The sequence below is a fragment of the Heyndrickxia sp. FSL W8-0496 genome (genome assembly GCF_038007825.1).
In the GTDB taxonomy this organism is placed as follows: Bacteria; Bacillota; Bacilli; order Bacillales; family Bacillaceae_C; genus Heyndrickxia; species Heyndrickxia oleronia.
The window spans coordinates 2,833,421-2,851,692 of record NZ_JBBOXX010000001.1 but is presented as its reverse complement, the minus strand read 5'-3'; the positions used below and the strand labels follow the sequence as shown (position 1 = coordinate 2,851,692).

Annotated in this window: 20 protein-coding genes; 16 read left to right on the top strand and 4 right to left on the bottom strand. The window is 33.3% G+C overall.

The window, feature by feature from the left end:
- Window positions 1-193: 193 nt before the first annotated feature.
- Window positions 194-1,081 carry a LysR family transcriptional regulator gene (locus NST63_RS14415; protein WP_212941388.1) on the bottom strand — a complete coding sequence of 296 codons (888 nt, stop codon included), beginning with the start codon at window positions 1,079-1,081 and terminating at the stop codon, window positions 194-196.
- A 168-nt stretch (window positions 1,082-1,249) separates the two neighbouring features.
- On the opposite strand from NST63_RS14415, the gene NST63_RS14410 reads away from it, so the two are divergent.
- The 5 genes from NST63_RS14410 (at window position 1,250) to NST63_RS14390 (ending at window position 5,855) form a co-directional block, all read left to right on the top strand.
- The gene (locus NST63_RS14410) at window positions 1,250-1,987 is read left to right on the top strand and encodes an acetoacetate decarboxylase (RefSeq protein WP_212941386.1); all 738 of its coding nucleotides are present in this window, start codon (window positions 1,250-1,252) and stop codon (window positions 1,985-1,987) included.
- A gap of 15 nt (window positions 1,988-2,002) precedes the next feature.
- On the top strand, window positions 2,003-2,977 hold the full coding sequence (locus NST63_RS14405; protein ID WP_341042677.1) for a 3-hydroxyacyl-CoA dehydrogenase NAD-binding domain-containing protein: 975 nt from the start codon (window positions 2,003-2,005) through the stop codon (window positions 2,975-2,977).
- A gap of 158 nt (window positions 2,978-3,135) precedes the next feature.
- Window positions 3,136-4,161 carry a ketopantoate reductase family protein gene (locus tag NST63_RS14400; RefSeq protein WP_341042675.1) on the top strand — a complete coding sequence of 342 codons (1,026 nt, stop codon included), beginning with the start codon at window positions 3,136-3,138 and terminating at the stop codon, window positions 4,159-4,161.
- Window positions 4,162-4,410: 249 nt separating this feature from the next.
- Window positions 4,411-4,956, top strand: coding sequence for a GNAT family N-acetyltransferase (locus NST63_RS14395; RefSeq protein WP_071975748.1), 546 nt, complete (start codon window positions 4,411-4,413; stop codon window positions 4,954-4,956).
- Between the two features lie 293 nt (window positions 4,957-5,249).
- On the top strand, window positions 5,250-5,855 hold the full coding sequence (locus NST63_RS14390; RefSeq protein WP_341042671.1) for a YdeI/OmpD-associated family protein: 606 nt from the start codon (window positions 5,250-5,252) through the stop codon (window positions 5,853-5,855).
- A gap of 220 nt (window positions 5,856-6,075) precedes the next feature.
- Here NST63_RS14390 and NST63_RS14385 read toward each other — a convergent pair whose 3' ends face one another.
- Entirely contained in the window at window positions 6,076-7,068 is a 993-nt protein-coding gene (locus tag NST63_RS14385) for a helix-turn-helix transcriptional regulator (RefSeq protein WP_341042669.1), read from the bottom strand.
- A 110-nt stretch (window positions 7,069-7,178) separates the two neighbouring features.
- Between NST63_RS14385 and NST63_RS14380 the strand changes: the two genes are divergently transcribed.
- Both NST63_RS14380 and NST63_RS14375 read left to right on the top strand, forming a co-directional pair.
- Window positions 7,179-7,658: a GyrI-like domain-containing protein gene (locus NST63_RS14380; protein ID WP_058005869.1), complete on the top strand. Its 480-nt coding sequence runs from the start codon at window positions 7,179-7,181 to the stop codon at window positions 7,656-7,658.
- Between the two features lie 19 nt (window positions 7,659-7,677).
- Window positions 7,678-8,142 (top strand): phage tail protein, encoded by a 465-nt coding sequence (locus NST63_RS14375; RefSeq protein WP_341042667.1) that lies wholly within the window; start codon window positions 7,678-7,680, stop codon window positions 8,140-8,142.
- A gap of 261 nt (window positions 8,143-8,403) precedes the next feature.
- Here the strand turns inward: NST63_RS14375 and NST63_RS14370 are convergent, their stop codons facing one another.
- Window positions 8,404-9,012, bottom strand: a complete 609-nt coding sequence (locus NST63_RS14370) for a hypothetical protein (RefSeq protein WP_341042666.1) — start codon at window positions 9,010-9,012, stop codon at window positions 8,404-8,406.
- 299 nt (window positions 9,013-9,311) lie between these two features.
- Between NST63_RS14370 and NST63_RS14365 the strand changes: the two genes are divergently transcribed.
- The 5 genes from NST63_RS14365 (at window position 9,312) to NST63_RS14345 (ending at window position 14,384) form a co-directional block, all read left to right on the top strand.
- A complete protein-coding gene (locus NST63_RS14365) occupies window positions 9,312-9,758 on the top strand; it encodes a hypothetical protein (protein WP_341042665.1) in 447 nt (148 codons plus the stop codon).
- A gap of 205 nt (window positions 9,759-9,963) precedes the next feature.
- Window positions 9,964-11,445, top strand: a complete 1,482-nt coding sequence (proP, locus tag NST63_RS14360; protein WP_212942671.1) for a glycine betaine/L-proline transporter ProP — start codon at window positions 9,964-9,966, stop codon at window positions 11,443-11,445.
- 574 nt (window positions 11,446-12,019) lie between these two features.
- Complete coding sequence (locus NST63_RS14355) at window positions 12,020-12,577, top strand: isochorismatase family protein (protein WP_212941372.1); 558 nt, start codon at window positions 12,020-12,022, stop codon at window positions 12,575-12,577.
- Window positions 12,578-12,912: 335 nt separating this feature from the next.
- Window positions 12,913-13,341, top strand: a complete 429-nt coding sequence (locus tag NST63_RS14350; protein WP_212941370.1) for a GNAT family N-acetyltransferase — start codon at window positions 12,913-12,915, stop codon at window positions 13,339-13,341.
- Between the two features lie 332 nt (window positions 13,342-13,673).
- Entirely contained in the window at window positions 13,674-14,384 is a 711-nt protein-coding gene (locus NST63_RS14345) for a DUF421 domain-containing protein (protein ID WP_341044208.1), read from the top strand.
- A gap of 32 nt (window positions 14,385-14,416) precedes the next feature.
- Here the strand turns inward: NST63_RS14345 and NST63_RS14340 are convergent, their stop codons facing one another.
- A complete protein-coding gene (locus NST63_RS14340; protein ID WP_341042664.1) occupies window positions 14,417-15,085 on the bottom strand; it encodes a cupin domain-containing protein in 669 nt (222 codons plus the stop codon).
- Window positions 15,086-15,292: 207 nt separating this feature from the next.
- Here NST63_RS14340 and NST63_RS14335 point away from each other — a divergent pair, with 207 nt between their 5' ends.
- The 4 genes from NST63_RS14335 to NST63_RS14320 all read left to right on the top strand — a co-directional run bounded on the left by NST63_RS14335 (window position 15,293) and on the right by NST63_RS14320 (window position 18,164).
- Window positions 15,293-15,613 (top strand): hypothetical protein, encoded by a 321-nt coding sequence (locus NST63_RS14335; protein ID WP_212942669.1) that lies wholly within the window; start codon window positions 15,293-15,295, stop codon window positions 15,611-15,613.
- Between the two features lie 138 nt (window positions 15,614-15,751).
- Complete coding sequence (gene pruA, locus NST63_RS14330; RefSeq protein WP_212941366.1) at window positions 15,752-17,383, top strand: L-glutamate gamma-semialdehyde dehydrogenase; 1,632 nt, start codon at window positions 15,752-15,754, stop codon at window positions 17,381-17,383.
- Window positions 17,384-17,625: 242 nt separating this feature from the next.
- The gene (locus NST63_RS14325) at window positions 17,626-17,781 is read left to right on the top strand and encodes a hypothetical protein (protein WP_242598096.1); all 156 of its coding nucleotides are present in this window, start codon (window positions 17,626-17,628) and stop codon (window positions 17,779-17,781) included.
- Window positions 17,763-18,164 (top strand): GNAT family N-acetyltransferase, encoded by a 402-nt coding sequence (locus tag NST63_RS14320; RefSeq protein ID WP_341044207.1) that lies wholly within the window; start codon window positions 17,763-17,765, stop codon window positions 18,162-18,164. The genes NST63_RS14325 and NST63_RS14320 overlap by 19 nt, the downstream gene beginning before the upstream one ends.
- Window positions 18,165-18,272: the final 108 nt, after the last annotated feature.

The window sequence follows — 18,272 nt, the reverse complement described above, 5'->3', positions numbered from 1 at the left end:
TTATTAGAAATAATAGATAACTATACAATAATAAATAAGCAATGTAAGGTACAAAAACTGATATTTCACGAGAACCCACTTTTATTAAAGTAGGATAATCTTTTTTATTTAAGGGGTGTCTATTAAGGATTTAGAGCTTTTACTTTTAGACATCCCCCATTTCTAGTGAAGGTTATGATGGGAAACCTTTATTCTAATGAACTTTGAACGTTTCATAATTGTCCCTAAAGTATGAAATAATAAAGTCACGGAAATCCCTTACTGTAGGAGATAATTTTGAATCTTTAATCCAAGAAAGCCCTACCGTAAATGTTGGATCAGTATCTGCGATTTTCACGTAATTTAAATCGAGTTTTTTACATACTGAAATCGGAAGTATTGCGACGCCTTGATCAAGTTTAACTATTTCTGTTAATAGATTAGAGTCAACCTCGAAATTATTAATGGGGGTAAATCCCGCTTTTTCACAAAGATTCGTTGTAAAGCTTCTATATTCCTCATTATTAGCTAAGGCAATAAAAGGCTCATTAGCAACTTCGCTTAGAGCAATTTCAGATTTACCTACTAGCTTATGATTGGAAGGCAGAACGAGAACAACATCCTCATCAATCAGTACAAAACTCTCTATCTCTTCATCTACTATAGGTGGCCCTGCTATTCCTAAATCTAAATCTCCCTTTTTTAAGCCTTTCAGAATCCCGCTCTTTAATCCGATTCCCTGTTGTATTTTTGTATTAGGAAATCGTGAAATATATTCACTTATAAGTCCTGTTAGGAATCTAGGATTCGAAATTGAAATTTTGATGGTACGTATCTTTTCTTCATCTTGCGATTGTATTTCCATTTTTGCATTTTCAATTTCAGTAAAAATATTGTTTACATGTTTTAAGAAAATTTTTCCTGATGAACTTAGCTTAATATTCCTCCCTTGTCTGATAAATAATTTAGTACCTAATTCATCTTCAAGTCTTTTAATTGTAAGGCTTAAGGAAGGCTGAGCAATTTTTAGTTGCTGGGCAGCTTTAGATATATGCTCTGTAAAGGCAACGGTCTGAAAGTATTTTAATTGAAGCAGCTCCATGTAATATGTTACATCTCCTTCATTTATTAGAATAAATATATTTATATATTATTATGTATTAGATTAAATGTAAAAGTCGATTTAAAATATAAAGGTAGGTAATGGAAAATAGGACAAGCTAAAGAGGAAAACGATAAATCTTGATCAAAAAGTAGAGGTGCTATCCAGATGAAAAAAGATGAAGTAGTTAGACAATTTACAACACCGTTGGACGCGGGGGCGTTTCCATTAGGTCCATATCGTTTTTATAATCGTGAATACTTAAATATTTTATATAGGACTGACCTTGAAAAATTGAAAAAAATTGTTCCTGAACCATTGGAGGTTAAAGATCCACTTGTAAGGTTTGAAATAATGAAAATGCCTGATGTTACAGGCCTAGGATCATACACTGAGTGTGGTCAGGTCATTCCCGTAAGCTTTGAAGGTGAGGAAGGTGACTATCTTCATGCCATGTATGTAGATAGCTTTCCAGCAATCGCATCTGGCAGGGAAATAGCAGCATACCCTAAAAAATTGGGTAAACCAAGTCTTTATGTTGATTCCGACACTTTAGTAGGAGTATTGGATTATGGTACTTTGCGAGTAGCAACCGCAACCATGGGGTATAAGCATTTTCCGCTTGATCATACGGAGGCGCTTAAAGAGATCGTTAAACCAAATTATATGTTAAAAAAGATGCCAGGGTACGATGGATATCCAAGAATTTGCGAATTGGTCAGAAGCCAAATTACAGATATTAAGATCCTAGGGGCATGGTCAGGTCCTGCAAGACTGGAGTTGTTCGCACATGCGCTTGCACCGATGGCAGATTTGCCTGTATTAGAGGTTGTATCTGCTTCACATATCATAACTGAATTATCCCTAGCCAGCCCGGAAGTTGTTTATGATTATTTGGCAAAATAGGAGAAAGGAACTTATATGATGATTCAATCAAAAATTACACTGCCTGACGAATTACAAAGGTTTAATCCTGTAACTGTCATAGGAGCAGGTACAATTGGAGTTTCTTGGACTGCATTGTTTTTAGCTTACGGACTAACCGTACGTGTAAATGATCCACGTCCAGATGTAAAAGAAGTGGTACTTAATGGAATCGATCAAATTAAACCAACATTAAAGGCTCTTGGATTACCTACAGAAGGTTTAACCAATCGATTAGAAATCGAACCTGATTTGGATCGTGCCCTTCAAGGTGCTGCTGTGATTCAGGAAAACGGACCGGAAAGATTGGAATTTAAACATGAGCTGTTTTCTAAAATTGAAAAAGTCGTAAGTAAAGAAACATTATTGTTGTCTTCGTCCTCTGGAATACCTTCAAGTGAAATTGCAAAAGGGATGAAATATCCAGGACGGCTTTTAATTGGACATCCTTTTAATCCTCCTCATCTCGTACCGCTAGTTGAGGTGGTTCCTGGGGAACATACTGAAGATCAAGCGGTTCAAGATGCTATTGCTTTTTACAAAGCGTTAGGAAAAGAGCCGATGGTATTAGAAAAAGAAATCCCTGGATTTGTAGCTAACCGTTTGCAATCAGCATTATTTCGAGAAGCAGTAAATTTAGTTCTTGAAGGTGTAGTTTCAATGGAAGACTTAGATCGTATTGTAACGAATTCGATTGGTTTACGTTGGGCTGTAGGTGGACCATTCCTCACATTCCATCTTGGAGGAGGAAAAGGCGGACTTCCGGCATTTCTTCAGCATTTAGGTCCTAATTTACAGAATGGATGGGAAAACCTTGGAAATCCCAACCTAGATGAGGCTAATGTGCAAACATTATCAAATCATGCGATGAATTCATATGGAAATGTGCCGATTGAACAATTGGAAAAAAGTCGTGATCAAAAGCAATTGTCTGTTCTCAAGATGCTTAAAGATCAACAATCATCTAGATAAAATACTAAGAAGGCTAAATGAAAACAATTCATCATCGAATCAAGCGCAGTAAGGATATAATTTTAGAATGCAAGAAAGGTCCGATTATTGCAAATGCATTGGTCTTCTGAAATAAGATAAATGCTAACTAACGAATGAAAAATAGGGAGGATATACAAATGCGAATCGCAGTATTAGGAGCAGGTTCATTAGGAACGATCGCCGGAGCATATATTGCTGCCGGAGGAAAAGATGTTGAATTAATCGATGTTTATCAAGCACATGTTGATGTTTTAAATCAAGAAGGTGCAAAAATTATCGGCACGACAGATTTTCAAACAAAAGTAAAGGCTATTACTCCTGATAATATGTCAGGTACTTATGATTTAGTTCTGTTATTAACAAAGCAACTTTATAACGATTCAGTTCTAGAAAATTTATTACCATTTTTAACAGAACAAAGTGTTGTACTTTCATTACAAAACGGAATTCCTGAAGAAAAGGTTGCATCAATAGTTGGCCGGGAACGTGTAATTGCAGGATCTGTTGAATTTGGTGCAACATTTATTGAGCCGGGAGTTTCAAAACTAACTACAACGTATGACCATTTTAAAAAGTATGCGTTCCAAATTGGGGAATTAAACGGTGAAATAACAGAAAGAATCCAACAAATTAAATCCATTCTGGACCTAGTAGGGGGCACACATATATCTGATAACCTAGTAGGAACAAAATGGTCAAAATTATTGATTAACAATGCGTTTAGTGGTTTATCTGCTGCACTTAACACAGAGTTTGGTGGTGTACTCGATCATGAAGTTAGTGTTATTAGCGCAGCGCACATTGCTGATGAAACAATCAAAGTCGGTCACGCAAACGGTGTTACATTTGCTAAAATGAATTCATTTGATATTTCGTCATTAGAAATAAAAAATGAAAATGAGATCCCTCTACGTATTCAAACGCTTCGGAAGTTTATGGAGTCTTCTAGACTTTTAAAGGCAAGCATGCTGCAAGACTTAGAAAAGAAACGTAAAACTGAAATTGATTATATCAATGGGTTCGTTCCACAACTGGCTAAAGGCAAAGGAATCCCAACACCATACAATGATATGGTTGTAAAACTAGTTAAGCAAGCAGAAGAGACCCAATCCATACCAAATTTTGCTACAAATATTAAGTGCTTTGAAGAATTAAATAAATAGATAATGATTTTGTCGATGGTGTTGCCTTTTTGGGTAGCACTTTTTTTAATTTAATTTGATTAATAATTATTAGAAATATGCGTCATCATGCTGTGAATATGTGTAAAAGTAACTGACTAAAATATAATTAAATAGTAGAATATTGTTAATATTAATAAAAGAGGTGAGATTATACAATTAATATAGTAAAAATTTTAACAGAATTTGAGAAAAGAGAATTAAAAAGTCAAAATTCTTCGGGGGATCACCATGTTTATACATAAAATAAATGATGATTTAGCATTAAAACTAATAGAATTAAAAGATAGTAATAGGGTTTTTGAATTAACAGATACATCACGTAATTACCTAAGAGAATGGCTTCCTTGGTTAGATACTACAACAAAACTTGAGGATACTATTGGGTTTATCAATATGTGTTTAAAGGGTTTCTCTGAAAATAGAAGTATAAATACAGTAATTTTATTTAAAGGTAATATCGTTGGAGTTGCAGGATTTAATAACATCAATTGGTCGAACAAAACTGCCCAAATAGGGTATTGGCTAGGTGAAGAATACCAAGGCTTTGGAATCATGACAAGAGTAGCTGAAGCATTGACTGAATATGCTTTTAAAGAATTAGCTTTAAATAAAGTAGAAATTAGAGTTGCGGTCGGAAATAAGAAAAGTAGAAGTATTCCGGAGAGGTTAGGGTTTATAAATGAAGGATGTATTCGTCAAGCGGAATGGTTATATGACCATTATGTAGACCATGTTGTCTATGGAATTTTATCGGAAGAGTGGACCAACAAATAAATAGATCTTATTTTAAGTGCATGCTTTTTTTGAAGTTAAAAGAGGTATGAAATCCATCCCTATGGATATAATTTCTAATTAATCTTTAGCTTTTATTATAGTCTTACGGAAAATATTCAACATTACGAGAATTGTATATTACATATATGCAAAGCAGAATAAAATGTTACTTCCATTTTCAGCAAGGGGGATATAGGTAAAGTTAAGTTTGATGTAATTCGAGTAGAAAGAAAATGTTCAAGTACGATCAATCCTAACCGTTTGATTGAAAAAATCTAGAGGGGTGTTTCTTGATGACTAATAGTCAAGTGAATCCTAAGGTCGAAGAATTTTTTAGTAAATCTAAAAAGTGGAAAGAAGAATATGTGAAGTTGCGAGAGATTGTTCTTGACTGTGGACTAACAGAAGAATATAAATGGATGCATCCTTGCTACACATATGAGACTAAAAACATCGTTTTAATACATGGGTTTAAAGAGTACTGTGCGCTTTTATTTCATAAAGGAGCATTGTTACAGGATACCAATGGAATTCTAATCCAACAAACGGAGAATGTACAGGCAGCTCGCCAAATTCGGTTTACTAATGTTCAAGAAATCATTGAATTGGAAACCATCTTAAAATCTTATATTAATGAAGCTATTCAAGTAGAAAAGGCTGGTTTAGAAGTAAATTTTAAAAAAAATACAGAAATGAAAATTCCAGGGGAACTTCAGAATAAATTTAATGAAATCCCTGAATTGAAAACGGCATTTGAGGCATTAACCCCTGGACGGCAAAGAGCATATACTCTTTTTTTTTCATCGCCTAAACAATCAAAAACCCGTGAGTCAAGGATTGAAAAATATCAGCAACATATTCTTAATGGAAAGGGGCTAAATGATAAACCTATTCAATAGATAATATTTATTGATACATTTAAATGTTTGTTGCAGGGTTAAAGTGTGACATTTAATATAATCACTTTATTTAACAGTCTTTTTTGAGTTTAACACAAGTGGTACATAAATCTATTGTTCGAGAAATACATGATAAGGATAGAAAAGAGATATCTGTAACAACCAACTTATTCTATCCTTTTTGTACTTTCAATAACCATTGACGAAAGAGACATTAATATTATTCTGTTTTCTGTGGAAAAATGTCTGCTTGTGGACTGAATAACTGTAATCTTACTTTTAAAGCTTCTAAGATTTCCTTTGGCAATTCCTTAATCTTGATATCCCCACCTAGAAAAAGTAGCCAATTTGTCATTTCAGTCAATTCATCAAGCTTGTTAATATTGATATAAGTTTTTAGGATGGCTGTGGTTTGGAAAGGATTAGTATAGGAAATGGAAACTTTTACTGGGTGATATTTTTTGTACTGGGCAATTGCTTCCGGACCAAGTTCAAGGATCAGGTTATATATTTCTTCTTGCTGATTTATTATTTCTAAGATTTTTTTCTTACTTAATCTATTTTTAGGTGAATAGGGTTGGACATCAGTGAGATGATCAACAGGAAAAATCCTCTTTTGTTCATCTTGTAAGTCAAAGCCCTCAATTAGCCAAACGCTTTTTTCGCGATAGAGATGCAAAAGATAAATGGGATAAGACTTTAAAATCTTTTCTTCTTTGATCGTAATCAATAAATAGCTATCCAGAAGAAGGACCTGAATGAGTCTTTCTAACATCGGATGAGGAAGGTCAGATAGATCAAGTAGGTCGGGATTATTTGGGTTGGTGCCTTCAAAAAGCAGGATTTGATTTAAAAGAACAAGGTCATCCTGCTGGTCGTCTGAAATAAGGCCAAGTAATTTTTCGGCTAAAGAATGACGACTTTTTAAATAAGGAAGCTGTTGATTTCTTGTAGCCATAAAAGCAATAAAAAGGGCTTTAACTTCATTATCGGTAAACCGAACTTCGGGAAGGACGGAATTGTGCATAACAAAATACCCACCATCCCTTCCAACTTCAGCGACAAGTGGCATTCCCATAGCCTCAATTTCTCTGATATCTCTAATCGCTGTTGATCGAGAGATATTAAATTCTCGCATGATTTCAGAAATTGTAAAGTGGGAGCGGTTGTTGATATACCGCATGATAATATTTATTCGTTCAACTTTTTTCATCTTTTCACCTAAACAGTATCATTTTTTGACATGATTTAAAGTTATTATATAATCATCAAGTGAAGAAGAAAAGTCATTTGATAAATTATTAAAAGAGGATGGTTTTGAATATGACAAATTATATCATTGAAGAAAAAGACAGCTTTACCGTTTTAGGAATAGGAACTGAGCTTCAGAGCCATTACACAGACTATGCTGGCATAAACAAGGAGAAGGCTGACTTTTGGCAGGCAGTTAAACAAGATGGAAGACTTGAAACTTTAAAAAACGTTGCCAAAAATGACTATATTTTTTCCGTAAACGAAGCAGTGAATAACAAGATGATGCATTATGCTGGTGTAATGACAGAGGAATCATTACCAGAGGCATCTAGAGTTATCCAATTTCCTAAGGGTAAATACCTGGTTGTAAAGGGAGAAGCGAAAACAGCAGAGGAATTGAGCAATAATCTCACTGGCATTGCATTTGGTCAAGCCCTGGCAGAAGCAAAAGACTTTGCCTATGTTGGCGGGCCGAATACAACGGTTGAGATGGGACAGCGAAACGGTTTAGTGTATGGTGAAATGTGGATTCCTGTTGTTGAGAAATAAAGGATGAAAGGAGAAAGAAATGGGATATACTGTTGATTTCAAAAATGTGTCTATAGTTGGTTTGGAGTCTTCACCAGTAGCAGAAGCACTTGCTGGTTTACGTGCGAATGAAGCACGTTACTTTATGAACAAATATAAGCATGAGTTTACGGTTGTACCAGCTAGCGAAAGTCAGGATACCCTTGATTATGTGAACCGAATTTTGAAAGAAGAACGTGATATTGAATTTACAGCCAAACCTTTAGAAACGTCGCGTTTTCAAGTGGAAAATATCAAAATGGCTTACGTCTTTTATGAGGATGGTCTTTCGGTCAATGTTATGTATACGGTTGATGACCTTAAGAAGCGGGCTGTTGGTTTTAAGCTATCAGAGGGGATGGAAGTACCAAAGGAGTTAGAAGGGAAGTTTAAGTTTGCTCGGCAGAAATCTAAATTAGCTGGAACTATCCGTGGCTCATACTTTGTCATTAAAGGAGAATATTAACGTAGGCAAAAACGTAATCCAGCTTTTTTGTTTAAGATTTCAAAATCTACTTAATAAATATAGAAAATGAAGTGTTAAGACATTAAAGAAATATACCATTCGTCCTTTATTCATCACTTAATAAACCGTTATTTTGGAAGTAACTTGATCAAAATGACGGTTTTTTGATTTGAATATATATTTGTATAAATTATTTAATCCTAATGTAAGCTGCCGATATCTGTATATAATTTGTGTATTTTTATGATTATCGAAAGGGGATTACTTCTTTTTATCCGTTAATAAAACTCTGTATAAAAGTGCTTCTTCGACTTCTTTAATACCTTTGGGTAGTATGCCATTTTCGCTGTCAACAGACCTAAGAACATTTTTTGTAGTACCGACCCACGCTGCTAAATAAACGGGAGTATTTTTCTTTAACACAATTTTTTTATGCAATAGATTATTGAAACTAGCCGATGTCATATGACTTGAGAAATTCGTTGTAGCAAGTCCAGAAGGTATACCTGCTATTAATTGTAAAGATGAGTCTTTGTCACTACTGTCACTTATTCCAAAGGAAATAAGTTGATCTTTAAATTTTGCTTTTGGTTCATTTGAAGTATTTAGCAATTCTTCTTCAAGTTCTCCGTTTTTATATACCTCTACAGAAAATTGTAAATCATCACCTGTCTCCAAAGTACCATTTAACTGAAAATATTCAATAAACTCTATACCTGTTCTACTAATCAGCAAGCTTTCTTTGTCATTCACATTATATGGCTCTATTATTAGCTCATTTGATAATGGTTTCTCTTTTTCAAGACTCGCACATCCAGTTAGCAATAAAGAAAAAATAAAAAGAGAGCAATATACCTTAATATTTCGCATTTTCCTCTCCCTTCTAATCAATTTAGGCTGTTTTCGTATAGTTTGTTGTTCTTTTCTTAGTGAAATAAAAGGTGTAGCGGTCTTCAGCCCGAGAGTTATTATTTCCATTATTTCAATTTATTTCTATATTTTCAATAGAAAATGTAGTAATTTCTCTTTAAAGGATGGAAATGAAATTCTTCGGTAAAATATGTAATCGTACAAGATCTAATTTTATGGGATTCATACTTTTTCCAATGAGTAAGGACATTTGGTTTGAATTATTATAAAATTGAGTAAATTTAAAAAGGGGGGGTAACATGAAATCGTTAAAAATAATCTATGTTATTATCGTTGTTATTATCATATTTTTGAGTGGTTATTTTATTGGGAATACCAAAAATAGTAAAGTTTCTCGGGAAATCAGAATCGGACATAACCACAGTGATTACCCAGATCGAATTGATTATCAAAATGTATTTACAGATGTGGATAACCAGGAAATTATAGATAATTTTCTTATGATTTATTTACATAAAGAAAAAATAGAGAATCTTTATCTCGAACAGGATACTCCTGACATTTATATTCGTGTAACGAGTCCCAAACGAGCGCTGGGGTTAATTGACGCTAAGGTTTGGTTTACTAAAGAGGGTGCCATTATTGGCGAAAGGATTGCAGAAGGTTGGGAACAAACGGAATATTATAGTATTGATAAAGATGATGCGGATTACATTAAGAAAACTGTTCAATATAAAGAAGATTAATATTTCTTATTTAAAAAGGACTTACTTTATTTACAGGAGAGGTTCTTTTTTTGTTCTGCTAACCCCTTTATAGAAAAAATATGTTCGAAATTTGTGTCGTATTAGACAAATTAATATTCATAATAATTCCATCTGAATAGCAATGGAGATGCAAGTTCAAAATAACATTAAGATTTGATTATCAATAAGAATTTAGGTGAAATAATTGGTTGATAATGTGAAAAAATGGACAGGGTTTAAAAAAAAATCGGAAAGAAAATTAAAAAAAGATGATATTACAATTGTAGATACAACAGCGGCAAAAAAAGCAGTGGTGGCTACTGCCCTTGGAAATGCGATGGAGTGGTTTGATTTTGGAATCTACTCTTATTTGGCAGTGACAATAGGTAAGGTGTTCTTTTCAGGCACAAGCGGGCCTCTCCAATTAGTGTTTTCGTTTGCTACTTTTGCTGTAGCGTTTCTCGTTCGTCCTATAGGTGGGATGTTTTTTGGAATGTTGGGTGATAAGTTAGGAAGAAAAAAGATATTAACGATCACATTAGTGTTGATGTCTTTTTCTACTTTATGTATGGGTTTGATACCGAGTTATGAAAGGATTGGAAATCTAGCTCCCATACTTTTACTTATAGCAAGATTAGTTCAGGGGTTTTCAGCTGGTGGTGAATATTCTGGTGCTATGACGTTCATCGCGGAATCCTCTCCCGATAAAAAAAGAGGTTTTTTTTCAAGCGGTTTAGAAGTGGGAACATTAGCTGGATATATTGGTGGATCAGCCATAGTAACTATTCTTAGTTACATACTTGGTCCAGACAAAATGCTTGATTGGGGTTGGCGTATTCCATTTTTTATTGCTGCTCCCATGGGACTAATAGGTCTTTATTTGAGAAACAATTTGGAGGAAACACCTGTATTTGAAGCAATGAGTGAAGGGAAACATAAAGAAAATGAAAAAGGGCTAATAAAAAAAGTCTTCCTTTATCATTGGCCGCAACTACTTAAAGGGGTAGTTTTAGTTTTATTTTTCAATGTTGTTGACTATATGTTGTTATCATATATGCCCTCTTATTTAAATGTTGTTTTAGGTTATGGAGAAACGATGGGGCTATTGTTCATTCTTATTATTATGTTTATTATGATTCCGATCGTTTTACTCATGGGCTATATTAGTGATCGGGTTGGGAATAAACGTCTTATTTTAGGAGGTTTAATTGGCTTAGTTATTCTTTCAATCCCATCATTCAAGATGATTGGTAGTGGTAGCCATGTGACCGTGTTTTTTGGACTTTTGATTTTAGCTGTTCTTTTAGCAACTTTCGAAGCAACAATGCCGTCAATGCTTCCTTCATTATTCTTTACAGAAGTAAGATATGTTGCATTGGCTATTACTTTTAATATTTCCGTATCTTTATTTGGTGGAACCACTCCATTGGTTATGTCTTGGCTTATAAAAATAACAGAAAACCCAATGGTTCCGGCATATTATATTATGGCAGCTTGCATAATTGGCATTTTAACAATGTTTTTTGTGAAGGAAACCACTGGGAAAGCACTACGGGGTTCTGCTCCAGCAGTGGAGGAAAAACAAGAAGTTGTTGAAATTCTTGAGGATCCGGGCGAAGCCTTGTGGTGGAAAGAGGAAAAAATTAATATTGAGGAAAAAATCGCTGATTCAGAAAATGAAAAATAGCATGAATTGAAAGCCAGTAAATAAAATGATGGGACAATTAAAAAAGAAATGGAAAGTTGAATTTTAACTACTTTCCATTTCTTAATATATTTCGTGTTTAACCTTTTTAAAGATCTACAAATTATTACTACCTATAACAGGAAAAGACTCTTGCTTCTAGACTCTATATTCACACTGTTTGATATAGTTTTTTATCAATAATATTTATCTTAAAGAAAAAAATTTATACCTCTTTTAATGGAATAGTTATAAAACAACTCTCCAGCCACCTATACAAATATTCCTGCTTAATTCCGAAATTTAGTTTGGTGAAGGCGAATATTAACATATTAATGAACAGATTTTTGTGATTGTAATCAGAAAATTCATAACCATTTTAGTGTAATTTTAGATAAGGTTGTGTTAAAATTATAAAGTCTAATAATTTTTAAGGAAATGAATTTTTAGATAATAATTTATTTAGGGGGTAGATATTATGAAAAACAAAAGATATATAGATATAAATAGTATTAAGGGGAATACGTCTAAATAAATTATTATCCAGCGTTTCCCCATATTGAAAGGGGAAAATGATTTGATGCAAACATTATTAATTATTGATGCTCAACAGGAATTAATAGATGGAAATCAAAAAGAAAGTCCGGTTTTTAATAGGGAAAAGCTAATTAAAAATATTAATCTAGTTATTGAGAACGCATTACAATTGGAAGTACCAGTAGTGTTTGTAAGGGATTTGGATGTCGCAGAGGGGAAGGGAAAAGGGTTCCAAGTTCATGAACAAATTAAAGTCCCAATAGAGGCAAAAATTTTCGATAAATCTACAACAAATGCATTCCATGGGACAGGACTTCTAAAACATTTAAAATCTCAAGAAATTGGGCATGTTGTTATAATGGGATGCTCAACCCAGCACTGTATAGATAGTGCTGTAAGAACAGCGACTATAAGTGGCATGGACGTTACACTTGTAGGTGATGGCCATTCAACAGTCGATAGTTCTATTTTAAGTGCGGAGCAAATTATAGGGCACCATAATCAAACTCTACATGGACATTATAATGTTGAACACTTTTCAATTGTCAGAAATGCAGAGGAAGAGCTATTTAATCCAACCCATGATTCATATAGGTAAAATATTATCGTATAGGAATTGGTCACCTATCGATATATAAGAGTGAATGAATAGCAACGTTATCATGTAGCGTTGCTATTTTTAATGTTTAAAAAGCTTAATGAAAACGTGATTTTCTAAACTACCATTATATATATTTGTATAATCATGCATATATAGATAGAGTGAAGAAATAATTGGTTTATATATTAGTAATAATTTTTTTTAAAAAAGTAATCCGAATAGGAGGATTATCATAAAAGTTAAAGAAATTAATAAGAATTCAGTTTTTTAATTGTAATCTATTTTTGACTTAAAAATATTATTAATAATGTTTGACGGGAGTGGAATGATAGATGATCCGTGAAGCAGAAAGATCAGATAAAGTCCAATTATATAAACTTTATAAAATGTTAGTGCCAAATAGTAAGAAAATGAACATTCAGGAAGAACAAATTGAGATTATTAAAAGGGATCCTCACAATTTTTTGCTTGTATTTGAAGAGAAGGGGGAAATATTAGGGACATTAACATTGAATATATGTTTACAGGCTTTGCATGGATTACGACCTTATGGAATTGTCGAAAACATCATAGTACATGAAAATCATCGAAATAGGAAAATAGGACAGCAACTTTTACAATACGTTGAGGAATATTGTAGATCTATAAATTGCCATAGAATAATGTTGCTAAGTAATTCGCAGCGATTAAGAGCACATCAGTTCTTTGAAAGGGAAGGTTATGACAGTTCTGTATGTAAGGGATTTAAAAAATATTTTTAAATCAGATAGTGTTAAAATACTATTTTATTTTAAGCAAATTTATATTTTCTAAAATCAGAGGTCTAAGCTGAAATCATTCATGATTATCAGCTTTTTTTGTTTTAAAGCTAGCATTCATATATCAAGTTGTATATGCAGAATTGATCGGATTGCATGTAGTAAAGTAATTTCTACTTTATATAGCATTTTGATATAGAAGAATAAATTTTATTCATTGGTGCAAACATTATAATTATATATATAAAATTAGAAATTAATGGCTAGTCACTAGTTAATGATGGCTAACTGTTTTTTCTCACAAACTAAATAAGAGGATGTCAATGGAGGCAATTATGGCTGAACACTATGAAGTAATCATTCGTTCAATTAGTGCATTTATTATACTTTTACTTGGATCACGTTTATTAGGTAAACAAACAATCTCACAAATGAATAATTTTAATTTTATAGCGGCTATTTCAATCGGTGCGATAACTGCAAATCTCTGTTTTAATACACGGGTTAAAATTCCAGACTTAATCCTTGCATATGTCATTTTCATTCTTACTGTTTATATTATTTCATATGTTTCATTAAAAAGCCGTAAAGCTAGAAAATTTTTAGCAGGGAATCCGACAGTAGTGGTTCAAAATGGAAAAATTTTAGAAAATAATATGAAAAAAATGCACTACACTATAGATTATTTAAATCAACAATTAAGGGAAAAAGATGTATTTAATATTAATGAGGTTTTATTCGCTTTACTTGAACCAAACGGCACTATATCTGTTGTTAAGAAACCGCAATTTCGTCCTGTAACAATTCAAGATTTACATTTAAAGTATACAAAAGAAGGTATGCTTCCAATTGAACTAATAATGGATGGGAAATTTGTTGACAAAAACATCATTGAAAATGGAATTACATATAGATGGATTGAATCTGAGATACAAAATCGTGGTTTAAAAATTAGTGATATAGTATACGCAGTTTTATTATCCGACAAAGAATTATATATCGACTGTTATAATGACTATATTCATTCTCCTATAGATGCTGAATAATTCTAAGTAAAAAAGACAAAGATTTCCTACATTTACAAATTTAAAATCTTCCCATTAATATTGATTGCAATTTCTTCTATCATCTCATTTTGGTCTGAACTATCTTCGGATTTCCTGTTTGTTTCGGAAAACAAAGTTTGAACACGAGATTCAAGTTCAGGCGGACCAATTTCAACACCTTTTTTTAGCGGTCCAAATACATCAGCTATTTTGTCAGCGTCAACTCCATATGAAAGTTGGAAAACTTCAGGCGGTGTCAGCTTTAACATATTTGAACCTAATGCTGTTTCAAATTGGTCATTGTTAAAAAAAAGATGCATATGCAATTTTTCTGAAGTAGGAATGATCCAATGCCACCAACCCATAGGAATAAAAACAACTTGACCGGGCTTTGTTACATAGGAATGCAATTTATTGGTATCTGGGTCAACAATGGAAATTTGGGCTTCACCCGAAATTACAACATCTAGCTCCCAAGCGTTAGGATGCCAATGTGGCTCGCGAATATGTCCTTTAGTAAGATATACGTTTGCAAAGGAACCTCCTACCATTGCAGGAAGTTGTGTTGAAGAAACTTTATAAATGACGTTTTCAGTGTCTTTTTCGAATTCAATACTATCTTTCGAGTCAAAAAAAAGATTCGGAGTTCCACTTGTTTTTTTTATGTTCGTATTATCAGGAACAAATCCAGACTTCCCCATGTAATTTCCCTCCTATTTTCTGGAATAATATTAAATGTGTCATTATAATGTTATATGTGTAAGGAAAAGTTTTTGTGAATTGGAAAGATCAAAAGTCATACATGGACCCAATCGATAGATGACAATGTGAAACGTTTAGTGGTTATTCATTATTGTGCAGGAGTAATAGGAAATGAAAAAACTAAATGTAAAAAAGGAGGACTAGATATGGCTGGTCTGCTTAATTTTGGAAGTCTTATTTTAGGATTAATTGCTTTGACCATTCCAGTCATTATTTTCATTCAAAATAAAAAGCAAAACAATAAGAATCGGGGTGTACTTTCTTTTATTAGTATTAGTTCTTGTGCAGTTTCACTATGTTTCCAGATATTATATTGCTATTACTTGGTAGAGATTGAAGATTGGTCTGCTTTAATGGATATTACAAGTGCAATGGCATTTGTCTCTATGCTACTTCTTATCATTACTATTATATTAAATACAATCAATTTGATAGTATTTCGTGACAGAACAATTAACACTAGGTAACCCTATTGGTTGAGCCGATTTTTCATTTCTATGAAGAAAAAGTAAGCGCATTAATAAAAGGCATGTTATACTAGTAAAGTACAATTAAATATGATTATATGAAAATATCAGAGTATTTAAATAGGAGGACATGAAAACATGAGTAACGGAATTTTCAAAATCCCAACACCTTTAAACGAGCCTGGCAATTCATATGCTCCAGGTACAAAAGAAAGAGAAACTTTGAAGGCAGAATTAAAACGCCAATCTAATATAGTAGTGGATATCCCAGTAATCATAAATGGGGAAGAAGTAAAGACAGATACTGTGAAGCAAGTAGTTATGCCACATGATCATCAACATGTATTAGCAAACTATTCACAAGCTGGAGAAAAAGAGTTACGTGATTCAATTGAAGCGGCTATGGCTGCGAAAGAAGCATGGGCAAATATGCCATGGGAACACCGTGCATCTATTTTCTTAAAAGCTGCTGATTTAATCTCTGGTCCATATCGTGATTTAATGAATGCTGCTACTATGCTAGGACAATCTAAAACAGTTATTCAAGCTGAAATTGATTCTGCACAAGAATTAGCAGATTTCTTACGTTTTGGTGTTGATTATGCGAATCAAGTGTATCAAATTCAACCAGACAGTATGAAAAATATTTGGAATCGTACAGATTACCGTCCATTAGATGGTTTCGTATTAGCGATTTCTCCATTTAATTTCACAGCAATTGGTGGGAACTTACCATCAGCACCTGCTATGATGGGGAACGTAGTTGTTTGGAAACCGGCAACAACTTCTATCCTTGCAAACTACTACTTTATGCGTATTTTAGAAGAAGCGGGATTACCTAAAGGTGTTATCAACTTCGTGCCATCACGTGGTTCACAAGTTTCAGAAGTAGTTTTAACGGATCCTCGTATGTCTGGATTCCACTTCACTGGATCAACTAGCACGTTCCAAACAATTTGGAAAAATGTTGGTGAAAACATTGCGAACTACAAATCATATCCTCGTCTAGTTGGTGAAACTGGTGGTAAAGACTTTGTGTTTGCTCACGAAACAGCACAAGCAGACAAAGTGGTAGCTAACCTTGTTCGTGGTGCGTTTGAGTACCAAGGTCAAAAATGTTCAGCAGCTTCACGTGCTTACATTCCAGCAAGTATGTGGGAAAAAGTTAAAGCTGGTTTACTAGAACAAACGGCTAAGCTAAAAGTTGGAGATGTTCGTGACTTTACAAACTTTATGGGTGCGGTAATTGATAAAGCTGCATTTGATTCAATTACAAGCTATATCGAATATGCCAAAGCATCTGAAGAAGCAGAAATTATTGCTGGTGGTACGTATGATGATTCTGTTGGATATTTCATTCAACCAACAATCATTGTGACAACAAATCCAAATTTCAAAACTATGGTAGAAGAAATCTTTGGACCAGTATTAACAATTTATGTATATGAAAATGATAAATTAGAAGAAACTTTGGATGCAGTTGATACAGCTTCTATGTATGCATTAACAGGTGCGATTTTTGCACAAGATCGCGGAGCAATTATGCACTTAGAACGCCGTTTATCTGGAGCAGCTGGAAACTTCTATATTAACGACAAACCAACTGGTGCGATGATTAATCAACAACCATTTGGTGGGTCACGTGGTTCTGGTACAAACGACAAAGCAGGTTCTGTATTTAACATGATTCGTTGGACTACTCCTCGAGTTATTAAAGAAAACTTTGCACCAACTGCAGAAATTGCTTATCCATTCATGGATGAAGAATAATTAATAAATAAATTAAGTAGAGGTTGAAATGTTTACGTTTCAGCCTCTTTTTTTCAATCTATGAAATAAGAATTATAAAAGGACTTCAAATAATTTATAAATATTACTTCAGAAAATGAAATAAATAGTAGATATATATATATTAGTATCTTAAAGCTGTAAGATCGCGAAGACTTCTCCTACAAACAGAAAGAAAAGGGCAACGATTGAATAAAAATTAAATGTTATGGGAGGTGTTATTATTGAATATTAGAGCGGTAAGAGAAGAGGAACATCGTTATATTGAAGACTTTGTTTTTGAGGTATTCAAAAATACAAGTTACTCAAATGGCTTGGTTGAAAAAGCCTTAGTAAAAGAGATTCGAGAAAAAATTATTATATTCCAGAACTTGATTTAGTTGTTGAGGACGAAGGATCAATTATAGGACATTTTATCCTTTCAATATTTCCAATTAGTAAGAAGCACGAACATGAATTACTGATGTTATCACCAGTATCAGTAGCAATGAATAAGCAGCGTCAAGGTGTTGGTAAATATATGCTGCAAGAAGGCATTAAATTGTCAGCTAAAATGGGATATAAGGGAATAATTGTTGAAGGAGATATTCGATACTATCGAAGATTTGGATTTCGAACATCAACAGACTTTGGAATCTATGCAGCTAATAAAAATCTTCCACCTTCTGTTGATAATTTAATGGCATTGGAGTTAAGTGAAGATTCATTGAAAAATATTACTGGTGAAGTAGATTATTCGATGTATACATCATTAACACATTAAAAATTCAAAACTGATACATAATCGGTAGGGGAATCGTGTAAAAAGACTTAAGGTTAATCATGGTAGATTTATTAAAAGAGTTTCTTTGTTTGGGGATAAATCCGTAGA